The following is a 21,198-nucleotide window of genomic DNA, read 5'->3' on the forward strand; positions in this document are numbered from 1 at the left end:
ACATGCATCATCCACATATTGTATGAGAATCTGTGTTCGACACAACATATATCGCCTTATTTTGACAAAATTCACATGTTTTTTTCTTATCTTCTTCGTTATCCACATTGTGGATAACTGGAGCTACTTCACATTCATCCACAATGATATCTAGCGCTAACTCCACATGTTCTAAACAACAAGGTAACTTCATAGTTTCACCTCACTTATCCACAACAGAAAACAGGAGGGGCTGCCTCCTGTTTTAATACTGTTGACTGCCTAATTTTACAGTTGTTGTTTCTCGTTTTGCCCCACGATAATATGTAATCGTCATTTTATCGTCAATTTTCTTATTATATAGGACTTTCCGGAATGCAATAATATCTTGCACTGTTTTTCCATCAACCGCTACAATGACATCATATTCATGTAAACCTGCATCGCTACCTGGCGATGGACTTTTTACATCTAAAATACATACACCTTCCGCTATATTTGCTGGGAGGTGCAATGTTTTATCCCAATAATAAGTAGGAATTTCATTTAAAGATCTAAGCTCAATCCCAACATAAGGCCGTCTTACCTTCCCATACTTTTCGAGTTCATTCATCACAGGGACAGCTCTTGCAACAGGAATTGCAAGTCCGATCCCCTCTACCTCTTTTGCAGCAATTTTCATGGAATTGATGCCAATAAGTTGCCCAGCTTCATTTACAAGAGCCCCGCCACTATTACCTGGATTAATAGCAGCATCTGTCTGCAATACTTCTACTTGCCAATCATAATGTCCATCTTGATCTAAATCAACCGGTACAATGCGTTCATTTGCTGAAATAATCCCTTGTGTTACAGTACCTGAAAATTGTAAACCAAGCGGATTTCCGATTGCAAGCGCAGCTTCACCGCGTTTTACTTTCGTAGAATCACCAAGGTCAATGACCTTTTTCGCATATTTTTCTTCAATTTGTAAGACAGCTAAATCTGTTACAACATCGGTTCCTAAAATCTTTCCAGGAACTTTTTTTCCATCACTCAAACTTACTTCAATGCGATTTGCTCCTGCTACAACATGATTATTCGTTACAATATATGCGTTTCCTTTTTCCTTCTTGTAAATTACACCAGATCCTGTTCCTGCTTCTGCATCTGCCTCTGAAAAATTATCACGCTGAATATTAATAACACCAACAACCGCTTCTGAAGCACGGTCAACAGCTTTAACGAAGCCATCTCCTGTATTCACAGATTGAGGAGTAGACTGTGCTATATACTGTTTCTCTTCACTTGCTTCAGTTTCTCTTATTGTAGTCCAACCTAATTTTGAAAACGTTGGAATGGCAAAAGCAAATAATGTAGCACCAATGACAGTTCCCGCTACACCAGAAATAAAAATATGTTTATGCTTTTGCTTTCTTTTTCGTTTCATCTGAACATCTTCTTCATCAATAAAGGACATTTATGCTCACCTAGCCTTCCGAAAGCATTTATATTCTCCTTTATTGTTTACCAAAATGAAGAATTATACGTATTGAATTTTAGTTGGTGTTTTCGGATCAGTATCGTGCAATTGAAATGCTTCTCCTACAGCTAGTCCTTTTTCTTCAAGAACTTGTGCAACAGACATACGAGCAAGTTCTTTCATATTGTTATCTAAACTAAGGTGAGCCAAATAAATGTGCTTTGTTTCATCTGTAATTACATCAGTCATTGCAAGAGCTGCATCTTCATTAGAAACATGCCCTACATCACTTAAAATTCTTCGTTTAATGCTCCATGGATAACGTCCCATTCGCAGCATCTCAACGTCGTGATTACTTTCAAACACAAAAGCATTGGCTCCCTTAATAATCCCTTTCATTCGATCACTAACATACCCCGTATCTGTAATAAGCACTAACTTTCTTCCGTTATGATGAAACGCATAAAACATTGGCTCTGCAGCGTCATGTGAAACGCCAAATGATTCCACTTCAATATCTCCAAATGTTTTAACTTCTCCAATCGAGAAAATAAATTTTTGCTCCGTTGGAATATTACCGATTAAGTGTTCCATTGCACTCCATGTCTTCTCATTTGCATAAATGGGTAAATGATACTTACGAGCTAATACACCTAGCCCTTTAATATGATCACTATGTTCATGTGTGACAAGAATACCAGATATACTATTTATATCTAATTCAGCTTGTTGAAACAAAGCTTCTGTCGCTTTTCCACTCAATCCTGCGTCTACTAATAACTTTTCACGTTCTGTCCCTACATACAGGGCATTTCCCGTACTGCCGCTTGCAAGTACACTAAAATGCAAACTCATTTACCCTCACTCCATTGCTCAGTGTCCTTGTTGTCCTTACCTAATTGAATAATTTGTCCTTCTATTGCATTTACAAAGTAGTCCATTTTATCTGTATACAAATTCCATGTTGGAACAAGAACTTGCACATTTGAAGAAGAAGGAGCTACCACTGTTGCATATCCTAATTTTGCTCCTTTTATATGACTTCCTTGCCTTAATTCGTTTTTCTTATACAATGTTTCTAATGCATTGGGAGCAGAAATAATATCCAATTCTTTATTCTTTTCTCCCATCTCTTTAAAGTCATATAGCATTGTTTGTGTATACGATATAATTTCCTTCTTTTCATTTAGTTCAGCAACAATCATCCCATGTTGATTATAAAAAAGTGGTTTATCCTTATATTTTTGAAAAAAATACACTTTCGATCCTTCTGCTTTTCCTACAGCATTGTATTTTTGTCCATCAATTACATAAGAACGTAGAAATTCACTATAGTTATCACTTGTTGTTGCTTTTGCATTCCAAAATGGCTCTTTAAGTTTACTTACAAGTGTATTTGTCTCTTGTAAAGATCCTGTTTGATTTTTTAAAGAATGTATGTCTTCATCGGAAAAAACTCTATTTTTCGCCATAATATACGTATCTTTCGTCGGTTCTTTCGGAAAATCCTCAAATATAATTTTATCTGCTTTCATTTGTTCTTCAATATTCGTTTCCGTCGTATACTCAAGTTGATTACTATCTCGTTTTTGCACGAACTGAAAGACAAGGAAGAGGTCTAAAATGAAAAAGGTAACAATAAAGATTGTTTTAATCCTATTCCAATCCAATGAGCTCTCCCCCTTTCTCTTCACACCACTCTTTAACTTTATTGTCTTCACCATACACAACATACCAAATAGGTTTTAAATTTACTGCAGCAATATTTTTCCCATCTGTCCCTGACTCTGGTATAAGCTTATATCCTAATCGAATATCTTGAATTAATTTCATATCCACATTTTCATTCTTCTCTAAAGATTGTATAACTGTCTTACCATCCGGAAGAGAGATTGTTTGATCATCACCATACTTTAATGATGATAGCTTAAATAATGGACGCTGATAGGAAATTAATTCTTCCGCCCCCCATACTTGTTCTAACGTTGTCATACCACTTTCATTAAATACAGGTAAGCTATCAACATATAAACGATATGTTGTTTGTCCTTTTTTAGAGTCCATATAATCAAAACGATAAGAATCTGTTAAACCACCATGACCATTAATAAAATCGAAACTGCGTTGAGCAAGCGTATTTGCATACTTATGCGCTTGATCTGATACAGCTGAATTTGTGTACTGCAGCATTCGCTTTTTCTTTAATACTTGCATGAGTCGAATTCCATCTGTATATGTGTTTTCACGGTCATCAGATACTTTTTTTACATAACGAGGATCTGTAAATAATGCATTTATAAATGTATCTTCCGGTATTTCACTTACTAAATACCCCATACTTTGCATATCTGTTTTCGTATCTGGTAAAAATATCTCTCTCGTATCACTTAATGTGTATTGAGAGTAGTCCCTCGCACTTGCTGCAAATTGATCACGTGCCGTTTCAAGGTCCTTAAGCATAATTCCTTTTAATACCATATGATATACCTTGCGGTGTTCATATGAAATGAAATAGACAGGAATATTACCATCGCGACTTTTTTGTAGATCAATCATTATACGATTAAAGCTAGATAACTCTGGGATTTTTTCTTTAATTGTAAAAACGTCTTTCATGGAATCCAATGGTATATCTGTAGGGAAAATCATTTCAATCTTGTTTTTACCACGAATAAAGGAGAAGAATTGCTGTTTCGGAATATCATTTGATATATCTTTAAAATCGTACAATTCTCCTTTTTCCAGTAATTTATATAATGGGTCAATACTATTTATATTTTCGCTTCCAAGATGCGTATTCTCTTTATGAAAAAGAACCATAGAAGGCAAAATTACATTCGCAAGGCTCTTCTGTTCCCCCTCTGTATTGTCTTGTAAATATTTCGCATTTTGCAATTTACTAGAATCAGGTACATAGGTCCATAAATTAAAGGTAAGAAATACACTAATAACAACCAAGTTAATCAGCAAGACTGATTTTAAGTTTTCAATATTCATTCCCAGTCATCCTCTTCGTCCTTTTCCATTGGAAGCATGAAATAAATGGTCGTTCCTTTTCCTTCTTCGCTTTTTGCCCAAATCGAACCGCCATGAGCTTGAATCATTTCCTTGGCAATTGCTAGACCTAATCCTGTTCCGCCCAATTTACGTGAACGAGCTTTGTCAACGCGATAGAAACGTTCAAAAATCTTATCAACGTTCTCTTTCGGAATTCCCACTCCTTGGTCGCTAATGCTTATTTCTAACATATCTTCTCTTTCCCGTAAACGATATGTTATTGTTCCACCTTCTGGAGAATACTTTAATGCGTTTGAAATAATATTATAAAGAACTTGTGTAATTTTATCTTCATCAATCTCAATGAAACGTGATCTCTTAGAAAATGAACGTTTAAAAGATACGTTTTGTTCTTTTGACATTTCAAAACGATCAATGATATTACTAAAGAATTGTGTAAAGTCTACCCATTCTTTCATTAGACGATATTCCGTACTATCTAATTTTGAAAGCTGTAGCAGCGCATTAACAAGTCGAATCATTCGCTCCGTTTCTTCTTGTGTTACCTGTAAGAATTGCGGCGCAATATTCGGATCTTGCCACGCTCCTTCCCCCAATGCTTCCAAATAGCTTCGCATCGTTGTTAATGGTGTACGAAGTTCATGAGAAACGTTTGCCACAAATTCACGGCGTTCCCTCTCAATTCGCTCCTGTTCCGTTACATCATATAATACAGCGATAAAACCATTTATCTTTCCATTCTCTTTTTGAATAATAGAAAAGCTAGCTCGTAGAATATACGGCTCATCTCTTGTACTAAAATCTAATATGACAGAGTCTGGTTCTTCATATAAATTATCTAATGTGTACTCTTCTTGAATGCCTAATATTTCTAGAATAGATTGATCTAATGCTGTTTCACGTGAAACGTTAAGCATTTTTTCTGCCGGATCATTTAATAAGATAATATCTCCTTTTCGATCTGTTGCAATTACTCCATCTGTCATATGAGATAATACAGACGAAAGCTTCCTTCTCTCACTCTCCGTAGAAGAACGAGCTTGCTGCAACTTCTTCGACAAGTTGTTAAATGCCAACGCTAATTGACCAATTTCATCATGACCATGTACTTTTACTTTACGAGAGTAATTTCCCTTTGCCATTTCAATGGCTTGCTTTCTCATATCTGAAATTGGTCTTGTAATAGTTTGCGCCAATAAAATACCTAGCACAGCTGTTACTAATAATGCAATAACCGTTCCCGTTGCAAAGATTTGATTAATAAGCTTCATTTGTTTATAAACATCTTCCATAGAAGCAACAATATAAATTACACAACGTTTCTCATTACTTACTTTAATAGGAGTAGCAACAACTTGCACACGATTTCCTGTATTACGGTCTATTTCCAGTTTTTCAACAGGCTTTCCTTGCACCAAGGCTCGCTTTACCAATAAATCTGTTGTTTTTTTTCCGACAATACCTTGATTATATTGATGTGATGTTGCTAATACACGACTACTCTCATCAATTACACGAACCTCTTGAATATCAGCTTTTCGATCAGAAGAAAAATCTTCTATACTCGTTTTCAGTGCCTCTTCAATGGAGGGACCTTTTGTTTTATCTCTTTCTTTTGCAAATTCCTGCTTTAAGTTGTAAGCAAGTAAATTCGTTCGTTGTGTTAATGATTCCTTAAAACTCTTCACAAGATTCTTCTCTAACTCCCGAACGAAATATACACCAATAATTTGCATTGCCATTAAAATTAATAGCATGTAAATTAATACGAACTTTAAGTGAATAGACTGAAAAAAACCAACTTTCTTCATATATTACTCCTGCTCTGGATCGCGTAAGTAATATCCCACACCACGTCTTGTTACAATTAAAGTCGGATGACTTGGATTATCTTCAATTTTCTCCCGTAAACGACGAACTGTTACATCTACTGTACGCACATCACCAAAATAATCATAACCCCAAACAGTTTGTAATAAATGTTCACGGGTCATAACTTGTCCTAAATGCTTTGCTAAATAATGAAGTAATTCAAATTCGCGATGTGTTAACTCAATATTTTCCTCGCGTTTTGTTACACTATATGCATTTGGATTAATGATAATCGGACCAATAACCATCTCTGCATTTTCTTCTTTTTCAGCTGCTGCCCCTTGTTGATGACGACGTAAATTCGCTTTTACGCGTGCTAATAACTCACGTGTACTAAACGGCTTCGTTACATAGTCATCTGCCCCCAGTTCTAGTCCAAGAACTTTATCAATTTCAGAATCCTTAGCTGTTAGCATAATAATTGGCATTTCATAGTTTTTTCGTATTTCACGACAAACTTCTAAGCCATCTTTTCCCGGTAACATAATATCTAATAAAACCATATCTGGTTGTTCTTCATTTGCTTTTTCAATTGCTTCATCACCATCATGAGCCATTACAATTTCAAAACCTTCTTTTTCTAAATTAAACTTTAAAATATCTGCAATTGGTTTTTCATCATCAACGACTAAAATTTTCTTTCCCATCATCTTAGTTTCCTCCTGAACGTTTAATGCCTTCCTTACAGAAAAACCTCTAGCTTCAACTGCTAGAGGCTTCCCTTCATTCTATTTTAAAAGAACTAATCTCATTTGTAAAATTGTACAATATAAAAAGGATATTAAGCGGGCCCACTTAATATCCTGAAAGTGGCTCGGGACGGAATCGAACCGCCGACACGAGGATTTTCAGTCCTCTGCTCTACCGACTGAGCTACCGAGCCAAAACATATATATAAAACCACTAATTGTGGTATTAAACAAAAGTGGCGGTCCCGACCGGGGTCGAACCGGCGATCTCCTGCGTGACAGGCAGGCATGTTAACCACTACACCACGGGACCAAAACACAATATATACAAAAGTGACCCGTACGGGATTCGAACCCGTGTTACCGCCGTGAAAGGGCGGTGTCTTAACCACTTGACCAACGGGCCACGAAAATAAAATGGTGAGCCATGAAGGACTCGAACCTTCGACCCTCTGATTAAAAGTCAGATGCTCTACCAACTGAGCTAATGGCTCATATTCACCAATGTCATGTTTTCGTGACGACAAGACTTATAATATCATAAAATGCTTTCTTTTTGCAATACTTTTTTATATTTTTTTATAAGAACATGAAAAAAGAACCCATTTAAATGCGGGTTCTTCTTTCAATATACCGTATTTTTAAGAAAAAAACAAGATTAGATACCGTATACGTTACGAACAATATTTGTTTGACTACGGTCTGGACCAACTGAGAACATAGCTAATGAAATACCTGTTAATTGAGATACACGTTCTACATAATGTCTTGCATTTTCAGGAAGTTCAGCTAATGTTTTTACGCCTGTAATATCTTCTGTCCAACCTGGAAGCTCTTCGTATACTGGCTCACATTTCGCTAAAATATTTAAGTTTGCTGGAACTTCATCAAGAATTTCACCGTTATATTTGTATGCAATACAGATTTTCACAGTTGGAATACCTGTTAATACGTCGATAGAGTTTAAAGATAAATCTGTTAAACCACTAACGCGGCGTGCGTGTCTTACAACAACACTATCAAACCAACCTACACGGCGTGGACGACCAGTTGTTGTACCATATTCACGACCAACTTCACGAATTTGATCACCAATTTCGTCATGAAGCTCAGTTGGGAATGGACCGTCACCTACACGGCTTGTATATGCTTTACATACACCTACTACGCGTTTAATTTTAGAAGGGCCTACACCAGAACCGATTGTTACACCACCAGCAACTGGATTAGAAGATGTAACGAACGGATACGTACCTTGGTCAATATCAAGCATAACACCTTGTGCACCTTCAAATAATACGCGGCGACCTTCATCTAATGCATCATTTAGTACAACAGATGTATCACATACGTATTGTGCGATTTGTTGACCATATTCGAAATACTCTTCGAAAATTTCTTCTGCACTAAATCCTTCTGCATCATACATTTTTTCGAATAAACGATTTTTTTCCGCTAGATTACGCTCAAGCTTTTCTTTAAATGCCTCACGGTCTAAAAGGTCTGCCATACGAATACCTATGCGAGCAGCTTTGTCCATGTATGCAGGACCGATACCTTTTTTCGTTGTACCAATTTTATTATCACCTTTACGCTCTTCTTCTAACTCGTCTTGTTTTAAGTGATAAGGTAAGATAACGTGTGCACGGTTACTAATACGTAAATTATCAGTGCTTACGTCACGATCATGTAAGTATTTTAATTCCTCAAGCAAAGCTTTTGGATCTACTACCATACCGTTTCCGATAACACAAATTTTTTCTTTATAGAAAATACCAGATGGAATTAAATGCAATTTATATTTAACACCGTTAAAAACAATTGTATGTCCTGCGTTATTTCCGCCTTGATAGCGCGCAACTACTTCCGCATGTTCAGAAAGGAAATCAGTAATTTTACCTTTTCCTTCGTCGCCCCACTGTGTTCCTACAACTACTACTGAAGACATTATTCAAGCACCTCCGAAATTTTCAAACGAACTTTTCAAACAATATAATTGTACCAAAATGCAAAGAGAAGTCAATTTAAAAACGAACATTTTTTTCTCTTTTATCTTTTTCGTTCGTAAGAATGCCTCTTTACTTATGAAATCATTATTCTCACAAACAAAAAAAGAAACACATTTTATTATAAGAAATGTGCTTCTTTTTTATACTCTCACTATGCTGGCGGTGCATGTCCATTATCAAAGCGTCGTTCTAAGTTTACGAATTTGTTAAATTCCTTCACAAACGCCAACTCAACTGAACCTACTGGACCATTACGCTGCTTAGCAATAATAATTTCAATTGTATTTTTGTTTTCCGTTTCTCGGTCATAGTAGTCTTCACGATATAAGAATGCTACTATATCAGCATCTTGCTCAATACTTCCTGATTCACGAATGTCCGACATCATCGGACGTTTATCTTGACGAGACTCTACACCACGAGAAAGCTGAGATAAAGCAATAACTGGAACTTCTAGTTCACGCGCAAGCCCTTTTAATGTACGAGAAATTTCTGATACTTCTTGCTGGCGGTTTTCACCAGATTTCCCGCTACCCTGAATAAGCTGTAAATAATCGATTAAAATCATTCCAAGGCCATGTTCTTGTTTTAAACGTCTACACTTTGCTCGAATTTCACTAACGCGAATTCCTGGTGTATCATCAATAAAAATACCTGCATTTGAGAGGCTACCCATTGCCATCGTCAGTTTCGCCCAGTCTTCCGAAGTTAAAGTCCCCGTACGAAGACGCTGTGCATCAATATTTCCTTCTGCACAAAGCATACGCATAACGAGCTGATCAGCCCCCATCTCTAAACTAAAAATCGCAACATTTTCGTCCGTTTTGGTAGCAACATTTTGGGCAATATTTAAAGAAAATGCTGTTTTCCCTACAGATGGACGTGCCGCTACAATAATTAAATCATTCCGCTGGAAACCTGCTGTCATACGATCTAACTCTGTGAAACCAGTTGGAATTCCTGTAATTTCACCTTTTTGATTATGCAGTAATTCAATTTTATCGTAAGCTGCTACAAGAACATCTTTAATATTTTGAAAACCTTTTGTATTCGTACGCTGAGATACTTCTAATATTTTTTTCTCAGCTTCATTTAATAGACTCTCTACATCATCTTCTCGTTCATAACCATCCGACACAATATGCGTTGCTGTCCGAATAAGCCGACGCAAAATCGATTTTTCTGCGATAATACGTGCATAATATTCTACGTTAGCAGCCGTCGGTACAGCTTCTGCTAGTTCAGCTAAATAAGAAACACCGCCAACTTCTTCTAATAAGTTTTGATCAGCAAGTGCTGCTGTTGCGGTAACTAAATCAATTGGCTCTCCTTTGTCAGAAAGATCAAGCATCATTTGATAAATTTTTTGATGCGCCGTTCGATAGAAATCTTCTGGCATTAGCATTTCCGAAGCTGATGTTAACGCTTCTTGATCGAGAAAAATAGCTCCTAAAACGGCTTGCTCAGCCTCTATATTATGCGGAGGGGTACGATCAGCAAATACGTCACTCATGCGCAAACCTCCTCTTCAATCTTTTGTTTATTGTTCAGTAACATGTACTTTCACTGTTGCTGTTACTTGTGGATGTAATTTCACGGTAACGTTCGTATATCCTAATGCACGAATTGCATCGTCCATTTCAAATTTACGTTTATCAAGCTTAATATTATGAGTTTTTTGTAAGCCATCTACAATTTGTTTACTTGTAATAGAACCAAATAAACGGCCACCTTCACCCGATTTTGCTTTTAATTCTACTGTTAACTTTTCTAGAGTTTCTTTTAATTCCTTGCATTTTTCAAGCTCTAATTCTGCATCTTTTTCTTCTTTACGCTTTTTCGCATCTAATGTTTTCACATTTGCATTTGTCGCTTCAATTGCAAGTCCTTGTTTTAATAAAAAGTTATTCGCATAACCGTCTGGTACATTTTTTACTTCCCCTTTTTTCCCTTTACCTTTTACGTCTTTTAAAAAGATTACTTTCATGATTGTATTCCTCCCTCTAAATACTCATTTATAACAGATTGTAAGTTTGCTTCTGCTTCATCAATTGATATGTTTTGTATTTGCGTTGCAGCATTTGTTAAATGACCGCCTCCGCCTAAATTTTCCATAATAAGCTGTACATTTACTTCCCCTAAAGAACGTCCACTAATCCCAATCACGCTTTCACTACGCTGTGCAATTACGAAAGAAGCAATCACTCCTGTCATTGTGAGTAATGTATCAGCTGATTGGGCAATTAATACTTGATCATAAAACCCATCACCATCTACCTTTGCAATCGCAATCCCATTTTTATAAATGTACGCATTTCGAATTGTTTTTGCAATTTGTAAATAATGGGCCATATCTTCTTTTAATAACTTTTGTACTAATATAGTATCTGCGCCATGAGAACGAAGATAGGAAGCTGCATCAAACGTACGTGCTCCAGTACGGAATGTAAAACTCTTCGTATCCACTATAATACCTGCCAGTAAAGCTGTTGCCTCTAGCATATTCATTTTCAAACGCTTAGGCTGATATTCCAACAACTCCGTTACAAGTTCTGCTGTAGATGATGCATATGGCTCCATATAAACAAGCAACGGATCTTCAATGAAGTCCTCACCGCGGCGATGATGATCAATTACAACAACATTTTCAATCTTATCAAGTAACTTTCTTTCCATAACCATAGATGGTTTATGGGTATCTACTACAACAAGAAGCGAATCATCATTCGCAAATTCAAGAGCCTGCTGCGGTGTAATAAAGCGCGACCATAATTCCTCATGCTGCTTAACTTCGTCCATTAAACGCTTAATTCCTTTATCAGAATCATTTTCATCTAATACGATATATCCTTCTCGTTCATTAAGCTGTGCTACTTTCAAAATCCCAATTGCAGCTCCAATTGCATCCATATCCGGTGCCCGATGCCCCATAATAATGATATTGCTACTTTCTAACACAAGATCTTTTAAAGCATGAGAAATTACACGTGCACGTACACGAGTACGCTTTTCTACCGGATTCGTTTTCCCACCATAAAACTTCACTTTCCCTGTTGCTTGTTTAATAGCCACTTGATCTCCACCCCGGCCAAGTGCTAAATCGAGACCAGATTGCGCCATAGACCCAAGCTCTACTAGTGACAAATCACCAGAACCAACACCGATACTAAGAGTCAGGGGAATATTTCGTTTAGACGTTTCTTCACGTACTTGATCTAAAATATCAAATTTCCCTTTCTCCATTTGCGTTAAAATACTTTCATTTAACACAACAAAATATCGTTCAGATGAAGCACGTTTTAAATACGCCCCATACTTCACAGCCCATTCATTTAGTAAAGATGTAACGTGACTTGTAATATTTGTACGCAATTGATCATCTAATCCTTGTGTTACTTCATCATAGTTATCTAAATAGATAACAGCAAGTACCGTCCTTTGGTCTTCATACATTTTCTCAATTTCTGTTTGCTCTGTCACATCAAAGAAATAAATTAACTTCTCTTCTTTCCTCGCAAATACACGAAATTTTCGATTGTTTAAAGATACAATATCATTAGCTGTTTCCCCTTTTGTAAATAAAAGTAAGGTTTCTGATAGATCATACAAGTGCCATCCAGCTAACGAATGTTGCCCTAAACAAGAAGATAGATATGGATTTGCCCAGTCGATTCCATAATCTTTATTATATAGTAAAATTCCAATTGGCATTTGATTGAAAGCCTCATTACTTACCTTTTTCACTCTTGTAATCGTATCATTCGTATACTTTTCAACGCTTTTTTGAAATGCAAGTTCAAATTTTATAACAAAAAATAAGACGATACAAAAGACAACAAAGGAAATCATACCCGTCATCCAATGAAAATAAACGAGAATGGTAATGAGTAAAAGCGCTAAAAACGCCAATACATAAACAGGATATAGAAACCGCTGTTTCTTATAAAATTCAGGCATATATACAACTCCTATAAAGTGAAACTTCTATCAGAGAGTTTTTTACATCTCCACTGATAGTTAGTTGAACTAATCGGGCACATGCTAGCAGTTATCCTCGACCGATCTTCTTTGACTCCTCAAATTTTTGAAGCGGGAGTCCTACTGCCTATTCATAGCGGGATAAAATAAACCATCCATTAATTAAACCCTTATCCTCTACCGATATTTAGTTGAGTCAACTACACTTATTCCCCGCTTACAAAGTCTAATCGTTCTATTAAGCGTAGGATAAAAGCTTTGATTTCTATGGTTCGTTACAAAGGGCTTATAAAAAGTACTTTGTTTCAAATACTTATTTTACCTGTATTTTCAATCGTAACGAAAAGCCTAAATCAATTATACCTAAGATTGTCATAAGAGGAAACAAAACTGGCACAAACAACCCTACAACAAAAGTTAAGATTGGAACAACTTTAGTATATCCTTTTGCATTTGTAAAAAAAGCTAGGAATGAAAACCCTTGAAACAACAGTAAAAAAGTAAAAATTGTTGATAAATTTAAGAACACCATTTCTACATATGACCCTGCTTCGATTTTGGTAAAAGAAGCTAGCAAAATAATCACGACATACAACCAAACAATGCTCTTAGGAATTTGTATATCACGAAATTTCGGCCAAGATACCGCCGTGTACTTTAATCGTTTTAAAACACGATTAGCAATTAAAATAGTAATCCAAGAAGAGAATAGCGAAGCCATAGCAAGTACGGTTGGTAAAAGCATTCCAATTGTATTAACCGCTTTTTTCAATTCAGCTAGCTGCCCTTCATTTACAGATGCACCCGCCATCTTCATAAATTTCTCGCTTTGTTCCATTGATTGTTTGAACATATCTTGCATCTGTTTCACAATATCTATATTAAAAAACTGCACACTAACAATATACAGCAATACAAAACTCACAAGATATACAAGTGTCCCTACCAATAAAATTTCAATAACACTTTTTTTCTTTTTATACATGTGTCCTAATATAATTCCTGTTATTCCGAACATAAGTGTATTCGCAATACTAAGAGGCGAACTCACAATAAGTGTTACAAGAATTGCCGCTCCTAATAACATACAAGCACTACTTAACTGGTATCTGATTGAAAAAATAAGAAATGGTAACGGCAGTGCAAATATAACTATAGCACCTAAAACAGGCATATACAGAGAAGCTAAAAGCAAGACAGCATATAAAGCAAGTAATACTGCTCCTTCTGTAATGAGTCGTGTGCGTTTCATTCTTCACACCCTCTTTCTATAAAGTGAAACTTCTATCATGGTTAACAAAAAGAAAAGAATAGCAAAATGCACAGTAGAGTAATACTCTACTGTGCATTTCATACGTTATTATTCACCAACATATGGTAAAAGTGCCATTTGACGAGCACGTTTAATTGCAACTGTTAATTTGCGTTGGTATTTTGCGCTAGTACCTGTTACACGACGTGGTAAAATTTTACCACGCTCAGAAACAAAGCGTTTTAGTAAATCAACATCTTTATAGTCGATGCGAGTGATGCCGTTAGATGTAAAGAAACACACCTTACGACGTTTCGCACGTCCACCTTTGCGTCCTCCTGCCATGTTCATTTCCCTCCATTCCGTTTTAAAATATTCGGTCTATACCATTAGAATGGTAAGTCATCGTCTGAAATATCAATCGGTTGACCTACATTTGCAAATGGATCGTCATTTCTAGTAAATCCAGCATTATTGCCATTGTTACCAGATTGACCAAATGGATTTTGAGAGCCTTGATTTCCGAATCCTGCTCCCGATGGTTGCGGATTAAATGAACCACGTTGCTCACCAGCGCTACTGCGCGGCTCTAAAAATTGTACGTTCTCTGCAACCACTTCTGTTACATATACACGTTTTCCATCTTGTCCCTCGTAATTACGAGTTTGAAGACGACCATCTACGCCTGCTAAACTACCTTTTTTCAAGAAGTTCGCTACGTTTTCTGCTTGTTTTCGCCATATAACACAGTTAATAAAGTCAGCCTCACGCTCACCTTGCTGGTTTGTATATGTGCGATTTACAGCTAATGAAAAAGTAGCTACTGCAACACCGTTTGGCGTGTAACGTAAATCAGGGTCTTTAGTTAAACGACCAACGAGTAAAACGCGATTCATCAATCGAACCACTCTCCCTATATATCTTAATGATTATTCTTCTTCTTTAATAACGATGTGACGAATGATATCTTCGTTGATCTTAGCTAAACGATCGAATTCTTTAACCGCTTCTGGGTTAGAATTTACGTTTAAGATCATGTAGAAACCGTCACGTAAGTCGTTGATTTCGTAAGCTAAACGACGCTTACCCCACTCTTTTGTGTTAATGATTTCTGCACCATTTTCAGTTAAAACGCCTGCAAAACGTTCAACTAAAGCTTTTTGAGCTTCTTCTTCCATGTTTGGACGAATGATGTACATGATTTCGTACTTTTTCATTACACTTTCACCTCCTTTTGGTCTAAACGGCCCACATTGGGCAAGGAGCAATTAATTTATAGTAATTACTCACGAGTTTAGATTATATCATAGTAAGTTAGAGGAATCAACTCACGAAAACATAAAAAACTTGGCAAATCCAGTGAATTTGCCAAGTTAGATACTTTATTTTTTCCTAGGAAATAAAAGATTATACATTAAAGCGGAAGTGTACAACATCTCCGTCTTTCATAATGTATTCTTTTCCTTCTAAGCGTACTTTTCCAGCTTCTTTAGCAGCTGTCATCGAACCATTTTCCATTAAATCGTCATAAGACACTGTTTCTGCACGAATAAATCCACGTTCAAAATCTGTATGAATGATTCCAGCGCATTGCGGTGCTTTCATTCCTGTTTTAAATGTCCAAGCACGAACTTCTTGTACCCCAGCTGTAAAATAAGTAGCCAATCCTAATAAATCATATGCTGCGCGAATTAGTTGATCAAGACCAGATTCTTCAATACCCAGCTCTTCAAGGAAGACTTTTTTCTCTTCCTCGTCTAACTCAGAAATTTCTGATTCAATTTTTGCACAAACAACAATTACTTGTGAATTTTCTTTTGCAGCAAACTCTTTTACAATTTGTACATATTCATTTCCAGACGGATCGATTACATCGTCTTCAGAAACGTTTGCTACATATAACATTTCTTTTATTGTTAATAAATGAAGACCTTTTACTACTTTCATTTGCTCTTCAGTAAATTCAACTGTACGAGCCGGATTTCCTTCTTCAAATGCTTCTTTTAAGCGAACTAAAATTTCATGTTCAAATACAGCATCTTTATCTTTTTGTTTCGCTAATTTTGTAACGCGTTCAAGACGCTTATCAACAGATTCTAAATCCGCTAAAATAAGCTCTAAATTAATTGTTTCAATATCTGCAATTGGATCTACTTTTCCTGCTACATGCGTAATATTCTCATCTTCAAAACAACGAACTACTTGGCAAATTGCATCTACTTGACGAATATGAGATAAGAATTTATTTCCTAATCCTTCCCCTTTACTCGCACCTTTTACAATACCTGCGATATCTGTAAATTCAAAGACAGTTGGCACAGTTTTCTTCGGTTCTACAAGCTCAGTTAATTTATTTAAACGATGATCTGGAACTTCTACGATTCCAACGTTTGGATCTATTGTACAGAATGGGTAGTTCGCAGATTCTGCACCTGCTTGTGTAATTGCATTAAATAGTGTTGACTTACCTACGTTCGGCAATCCAACGATACCAGCCGTTAATCCCATATAATTCACTCCTATGACTCAATCTTCCATCATTATAGTTAGTAACGAATAAAATGACAAGCTTCATCCAAATTTATCAAGTGAAACGAATAATCTTTTACAGACAATTTCTCTCCTTCTATCTTCTGCGGATTCTTTACAAATTTGAAGCGAGAATCTTACTGCCCATTAATCGCTAAATAAAAAACAGCAGCAACAATGCCGCTGTTTCCTATTTCATCTATTCTTCATGCTTTACAAGTACTTTCTTCACCTTACGATCAAATTCTCTTCGAGGAATTAATACCGAATGGTCACACCCCTCGCACTTAATACGGATGTCCATTCCCATACGGATAATCTTCCAGCGATTTTCGCCACATGGATGAGCTTTCTTCATTTCCACTACGTCATGCAAATTATATTGTTTTTGCTCCATTCCCTAAGCTCCTCTCACTGCTAATTTACTTTTTCATTCATCAGCTCTTCACGATTGTATAGAACCATACGCGGATATGGAATTTCAATTCCGTGTAAATCTAGGCGATTTTTAATTTCTTTACGTAGTGCTCTCGCTACCGCAAAATGTTCCATCGGTTCTACTTCAGCTGTAACCCTCAAAACAACCTCTGATGCTGCTAAACTCTGTACACCTAATAATTGCGGACGAGTAACCATTTGCTCATACCTTGTTGGTAATTCATCTAACAATTTTTCAAGAACTTGTTCTGCATGTTCAATATCACTTTCATATGAAATAGATACATCTACAAAGGCAACGCTATTACTAACAGAGAAATTTGTTACTTCCTTAATACTTCCATTTGGAATAATGTGAATTTCTCCTGTCCATTTCTTCATTTTTGTTGTACGTAAACCAATTTCTTGAATAACTCCTTCAAATTGACCTAGGCGGACATAGTCCCCTACTGAAAATTGATCCTCTAATAAAATAAAGAATCCAGTGATAACGTCTTTGACTAAGTTTTGCGCACCAAAACCAACCGCCAAACCAACAACCCCTGCACCGGCTAATAATCCTTTTGTATCAATTCCAAATACTCCTAAAATCGCAATTATTACAATGAAAAAGATGACATATGTTAAAATGTTTTCTAATAATTTCGCTACTGTCATCGTTCGTCTTTCGGAAATTTGAATTGGCGATTTGGCCTTCATTTTAAAAGCATTACGAATAATCACTCTACCAACTCGAATAACTACACTCGAGATAAGCCAAATAAGTATGAGTTTCAGTAAACCAAGACCAATTTTCTCCCATAATCCTATATCTAATAACCAATTCATAAAGTCTGTATATAAGTCGTGAAGTCCTTTCATCGCGACCTACCTTTCTATCTCATATTCATTATTCATTGTAACAGAATTTCTCCTTATTTTACGAAAAAAGTTCTTTCATACACTTTTATTTTCGCACTCCATAAGGTATAAAATAACACATTTTTTTATATACTAGTACTAGTATTCTACAGACTACATGATACGCTTCATCCTTTTTTATACTTTATAAATCTCTAAATCCAAGAGTATCCTTCTCTTCTGCCCATATCAGATCTTTTGAAACGATCTTATCCTATAAGAAAGCGACATCTGCACAATAGGAATACTAGAAACACTTTCTAATTATTACCTAACATAAAATGATGTTTCTCCTAAACTAAAAGTAAAATAGTCATTACCTCAAGAGAAATATGTAATATGCAAAAATCAGGTTTATATGAAATACACTAAATTCTATTAAAAAGGATGGATGCTTCGTGAATATCGGAAGTTTTCGTTTACCTTTTTTTGAAAAAGATTCGCAGCAGGTTATGTATCATGATGTGAATTGCAATCAAACCATTAGTAGTTTTCTACTTTCTCATCTCCCAATCGAACAAGATTCTCCACTTATTATACTTTGTATCGGAACAGATCGCTCAACTGGTGATGCATTAGGACCCCTTGTTGGTTCAAAACTACAAGATCACAACATTCAAAATTTCCATTTATACGGAACATTAGAATCACCCGTCCATGCTTTAAATTTGGAAGAAACAATTACAGAAATACACAAATCATTTATAAATCCCTTTATCATTGCAATTGATGCCTGTCTAGGAAAATCACAAAACATTGGTTCAATTACAGTTGGAAAAGGGCCTAGTAAGCCTGGAGCAGCTATGAATAAAAACCTTCCCGCAATTGGTGATATGCATATTCATGGTATTGTAAATTTAAATGGTTTTATGGAGTTTTTTGTACTACAAAATACAAGACTAAATCTTGTTATGAAAATGGCTACTGGCATTGCCGAAAGTATTATTGAAATTGATAAAAAAATTGCTGTAATGAAAAAAATAAACCATCTATAATCGAAGATGGTTTATTTTTTATCATTCTCCCGATAAAATCTCTAAAATGCGTTGCAAATCATCTTTATTGAAAAATTGAATTTCAATTTTTCCTTTTTCTTGTTTCGTTTCTTTAATTTTTACAGATGTTCCAAATCGTTCTCGTAACACCGTTTCTTGTTCCTCAAAAAAGATATTTCTTTGTGGTTTTTGTTTCTTTGTTTCACGTGAAACATATTCATTCATCTGCTGAATAATTTGTTCCAACTGACGGACATTTAATCCTTCTTCTTTAATTCGTTGTAATAAACTATTGATTTTTGTTTTATCTTTTAATGCAAGTAGTGTTCGTCCATGTCCCATAGAAATGCTTCCATTTACAATCATTTCTTGTACGAAAAGTGGGAGAGAAAGTAAACGAATGTGATTTGCAATATGTGGTCTGCTTTTTCCAAGCCGCTTTGCTAACTGTTCTTGCGTTACCTTAAGCTCTTCCATGAGCATTTGATAAGCTAATGCTTCTTCAATAGGCGTTAAATCTTCACGTTGCAAATTCTCTAGTAGCGCAAACTCCATCATTTGTTGATCATTTAACTCTCGAACAACAGCAGGAACTGTTTTAAGCTTTGCTTCTTTTGCAGCACGAAATCTCCGTTCTCCTGCAACGATTTCATATCCTTTAATACTTTTTCGAACAATAAGAGGTTGTAAAATCCCATGTTCTTTAATTGATAACGCTAACTCTTGAATTGCTTCACTATGAAAATATTTACGCGGCTGATATGGGTTAGGACGTAATTGATTTACTTGCAATTCTTGAATTGTTTCTCCCTCTTTCACATCTAAATCTGGAAAAAACGCATTAATTCCTCTTCCTAGTCCTTTAGCCACCTGCAATCACTTCCTTCGCTAAATCTAAATACACTTCTGCCCCCCTTGACTTAGCATCATACATCATAATTGGCTTTCCATGACTCGGTGCCTCACTTAAACGTACATTACGCGGAATAATGGATCTATATACTTTATCTCGGAAGTATTTCTTCACTTCATCAATTACTTGTAACCCTAAATTTGTACGAGCGTCTAGCATTGTTAGTAAAACACCTTGAATTGCTAAATTTTTATTTAAATGCTTTTGTACAAGGCGAACTGTATTTAATAATTGACTTAACCCCTCTAGGGCATAATACTCACATTGAACAGGAATAATAACAGAATCTGCAGCAGTTAATGCATTAATGGTTAATAAACCTAAAGATGGGGGACAATCAATAATAATATAATCATATTCATCACGAATCGGCTTCAGTGCACGCTGCAGGCGAACTTCCCGGGAAATTGTCGGTACAAGTTCAATCTCGGCTCCTGCTAGTTGAATGGTAGCAGGGAGTACATCTAAATTCTCAGTTGTTGTTCGCTGTATAACAACACGAACGTCCATGTCTTCTACAAGCACATTATAAATACATTCATTTAAATCTGATTTTTCAATTCCGACTCCTGTCGTTGCATTCCCTTGTGCATCAATATCAACAAGAAGTACTTTTTTTCCTACTTGTGCCAATCCAGCTCCTAAATTTACCGATGTTGTTGTCTTTCCAACCCCACCTTTTTGATTAGCAATGGCAATGATTTTCCCCATGATGTCACCTACTTTCAACCTTTATATCTTATTCTACAAATGATTATTTTCATTTTAACATGAAACAATCACGCTTCTTTTGTTTCTGTATATTAAACTTCAAAATTTATTTACAAACTCCTTCTTAATTTTAAAAGAAAATATAGTACTTATAAAGTGAAACTTCTATCAACGGGGTGCTTTTCCCCGTTGATAGTTAGTTGAACCAATCGGGCTCTTAGGGGCAGTTATCTCTCACCTTACTTCTTTTTCTCCCTTGAAATCTTAAAGTGAGGGATATTACTGCCCGTTAGTAGCGGGATAAAGTGAAACTTCCATCAGTAAGACCTTACTATATAAATTGATTTTGATTTTTCAACATATAGATTGCTGCTATGCAGAAAAAAGGACCTTTCACTCGCTTTCTCCCTTTGTTTGAACTTCATATGTGGTAGGAAAAGGCCCTGATCGCTT

Annotated in this window: 21 protein-coding genes and 4 tRNA genes; 1 reads left to right on the top strand and 24 read right to left on the bottom strand. The window is 36.0% G+C overall.

The annotated features are described in order from the left end of the window. Positions 1-7: 7 nt before the first annotated feature. The 22 genes from ACIGHG_RS22105 to ACIGHG_RS22210 form a co-directional block, all read right to left on the bottom strand. Positions 8-193: a CxxH/CxxC protein gene (locus ACIGHG_RS22105; protein WP_090916264.1), complete on the bottom strand. Its 186-nt coding sequence runs from the start codon at positions 191-193 to the stop codon at positions 8-10. A gap of 51 nt (positions 194-244) precedes the next feature. Next, positions 245-1,438: a S1C family serine protease gene (locus ACIGHG_RS22110; protein ID WP_336474401.1), complete on the bottom strand. Its 1,194-nt coding sequence runs from the start codon at positions 1,436-1,438 to the stop codon at positions 245-247. 63 nt (positions 1,439-1,501) lie between these two features. After that, a complete protein-coding gene (locus tag ACIGHG_RS22115) occupies positions 1,502-2,296 on the bottom strand; it encodes an MBL fold metallo-hydrolase (RefSeq protein WP_336474400.1) in 795 nt (264 codons plus the stop codon). After that, complete coding sequence (locus ACIGHG_RS22120) at positions 2,293-3,111, bottom strand: two-component system regulatory protein YycI (RefSeq protein ID WP_396550590.1); 819 nt, start codon at positions 3,109-3,111, stop codon at positions 2,293-2,295. The genes ACIGHG_RS22115 and ACIGHG_RS22120 overlap by 4 nt, the downstream gene beginning before the upstream one ends. Continuing rightward, positions 3,098-4,438 (bottom strand): YycH family regulatory protein, encoded by a 1,341-nt coding sequence (locus ACIGHG_RS22125; protein ID WP_336474399.1) that lies wholly within the window; start codon positions 4,436-4,438, stop codon positions 3,098-3,100. Before ACIGHG_RS22125 ends, ACIGHG_RS22120 begins: the two co-directional genes overlap by 14 nt. Further along, positions 4,435-6,270 carry a cell wall metabolism sensor histidine kinase WalK gene (walK, locus tag ACIGHG_RS22130; RefSeq protein WP_336474398.1) on the bottom strand — a complete coding sequence of 612 codons (1,836 nt, stop codon included), beginning with the start codon at positions 6,268-6,270 and terminating at the stop codon, positions 4,435-4,437. Before walK ends, ACIGHG_RS22125 begins: the two co-directional genes overlap by 4 nt. A 3-nt stretch (positions 6,271-6,273) precedes the next feature. Beyond that, positions 6,274-6,981 (bottom strand): cell wall metabolism DNA-binding response regulator WalR, encoded by a 708-nt coding sequence (walR, locus tag ACIGHG_RS22135; protein WP_090916277.1) that lies wholly within the window; start codon positions 6,979-6,981, stop codon positions 6,274-6,276. A gap of 160 nt (positions 6,982-7,141) precedes the next feature. Beyond that, positions 7,142-7,214 (bottom strand) — tRNA-Phe (locus tag ACIGHG_RS22140). 43 nt (positions 7,215-7,257) lie between these two features. Continuing rightward, positions 7,258-7,333, bottom strand: a tRNA-Asp gene (locus ACIGHG_RS22145). Positions 7,334-7,354: 21 nt separating this feature from the next. Beyond that, positions 7,355-7,426 (bottom strand) — tRNA-Glu (locus ACIGHG_RS22150). Between the two features lie 12 nt (positions 7,427-7,438). Continuing rightward, positions 7,439-7,514: transfer RNA gene (locus ACIGHG_RS22155), tRNA-Lys, on the bottom strand. 164 nt (positions 7,515-7,678) lie between these two features. Beyond that, the gene (locus ACIGHG_RS22160) at positions 7,679-8,968 is read right to left on the bottom strand and encodes an adenylosuccinate synthase (protein ID WP_336474397.1); all 1,290 of its coding nucleotides are present in this window, start codon (positions 8,966-8,968) and stop codon (positions 7,679-7,681) included. A gap of 212 nt (positions 8,969-9,180) precedes the next feature. Then, positions 9,181-10,542: a replicative DNA helicase gene (dnaB, locus tag ACIGHG_RS22165; protein ID WP_090916281.1), complete on the bottom strand. Its 1,362-nt coding sequence runs from the start codon at positions 10,540-10,542 to the stop codon at positions 9,181-9,183. Positions 10,543-10,569: 27 nt separating this feature from the next. Continuing rightward, entirely contained in the window at positions 10,570-11,016 is a 447-nt protein-coding gene (gene rplI, locus ACIGHG_RS22170; protein ID WP_090916283.1) for a 50S ribosomal protein L9, read from the bottom strand. Further along, a complete protein-coding gene (locus ACIGHG_RS22175) occupies positions 11,013-12,986 on the bottom strand; it encodes a DHH family phosphoesterase (protein WP_090916286.1) in 1,974 nt (657 codons plus the stop codon). Before ACIGHG_RS22175 ends, rplI begins: the two co-directional genes overlap by 4 nt. Before the next feature lie 334 nt (positions 12,987-13,320). Next, positions 13,321-14,259: a YybS family protein gene (locus ACIGHG_RS22180; protein ID WP_336474396.1), complete on the bottom strand. Its 939-nt coding sequence runs from the start codon at positions 14,257-14,259 to the stop codon at positions 13,321-13,323. A gap of 108 nt (positions 14,260-14,367) precedes the next feature. Beyond that, on the bottom strand, positions 14,368-14,604 hold the full coding sequence (gene rpsR / locus ACIGHG_RS22185) for a 30S ribosomal protein S18 (protein WP_020059677.1): 237 nt from the start codon (positions 14,602-14,604) through the stop codon (positions 14,368-14,370). A 44-nt stretch (positions 14,605-14,648) separates the two neighbouring features. Further along, on the bottom strand, positions 14,649-15,158 hold the full coding sequence (gene ssb / locus ACIGHG_RS22190; protein WP_035433797.1) for a single-stranded DNA-binding protein: 510 nt from the start codon (positions 15,156-15,158) through the stop codon (positions 14,649-14,651). 30 nt (positions 15,159-15,188) lie between these two features. Continuing rightward, positions 15,189-15,476, bottom strand: coding sequence for a 30S ribosomal protein S6 (gene rpsF / locus ACIGHG_RS22195; RefSeq protein WP_090916292.1), 288 nt, complete (start codon positions 15,474-15,476; stop codon positions 15,189-15,191). 190 nt (positions 15,477-15,666) lie between these two features. Continuing rightward, a complete protein-coding gene (gene ychF / locus ACIGHG_RS22200) occupies positions 15,667-16,767 on the bottom strand; it encodes a redox-regulated ATPase YchF (RefSeq protein ID WP_090916294.1) in 1,101 nt (366 codons plus the stop codon). Between the two features lie 220 nt (positions 16,768-16,987). Beyond that, on the bottom strand, positions 16,988-17,185 hold the full coding sequence (locus ACIGHG_RS22205) for a DUF951 domain-containing protein (protein ID WP_090916295.1): 198 nt from the start codon (positions 17,183-17,185) through the stop codon (positions 16,988-16,990). A gap of 20 nt (positions 17,186-17,205) precedes the next feature. Then, entirely contained in the window at positions 17,206-18,054 is an 849-nt protein-coding gene (locus ACIGHG_RS22210; RefSeq protein WP_139207677.1) for a mechanosensitive ion channel family protein, read from the bottom strand. Between the two features lie 470 nt (positions 18,055-18,524). On the opposite strand from ACIGHG_RS22210, the gene yyaC reads away from it, so the two are divergent. Beyond that, on the top strand, positions 18,525-19,121 hold the full coding sequence (gene yyaC / locus ACIGHG_RS22215; protein ID WP_090916299.1) for a spore protease YyaC: 597 nt from the start codon (positions 18,525-18,527) through the stop codon (positions 19,119-19,121). Positions 19,122-19,142: 21 nt separating this feature from the next. Here yyaC and ACIGHG_RS22220 read toward each other — a convergent pair whose 3' ends face one another. After that, positions 19,143-19,991 (bottom strand): ParB/RepB/Spo0J family partition protein, encoded by an 849-nt coding sequence (locus tag ACIGHG_RS22220; protein WP_170857746.1) that lies wholly within the window; start codon positions 19,989-19,991, stop codon positions 19,143-19,145. Further along, the gene (gene soj, locus ACIGHG_RS22225) at positions 19,984-20,745 is read right to left on the bottom strand and encodes a sporulation initiation inhibitor protein Soj (protein ID WP_090916303.1); all 762 of its coding nucleotides are present in this window, start codon (positions 20,743-20,745) and stop codon (positions 19,984-19,986) included. Before soj ends, ACIGHG_RS22220 begins: the two co-directional genes overlap by 8 nt. Positions 20,746-21,198: the final 453 nt, after the last annotated feature.

Origin of the sequence: Bacillus sp. NPDC077411, from assembly GCF_044543425.1 — a bacterium.
GTDB classification, from domain to species: Bacteria; Bacillota; Bacilli; order Bacillales; family Bacillaceae_G; genus Bacillus_A; species Bacillus_A bruguierae.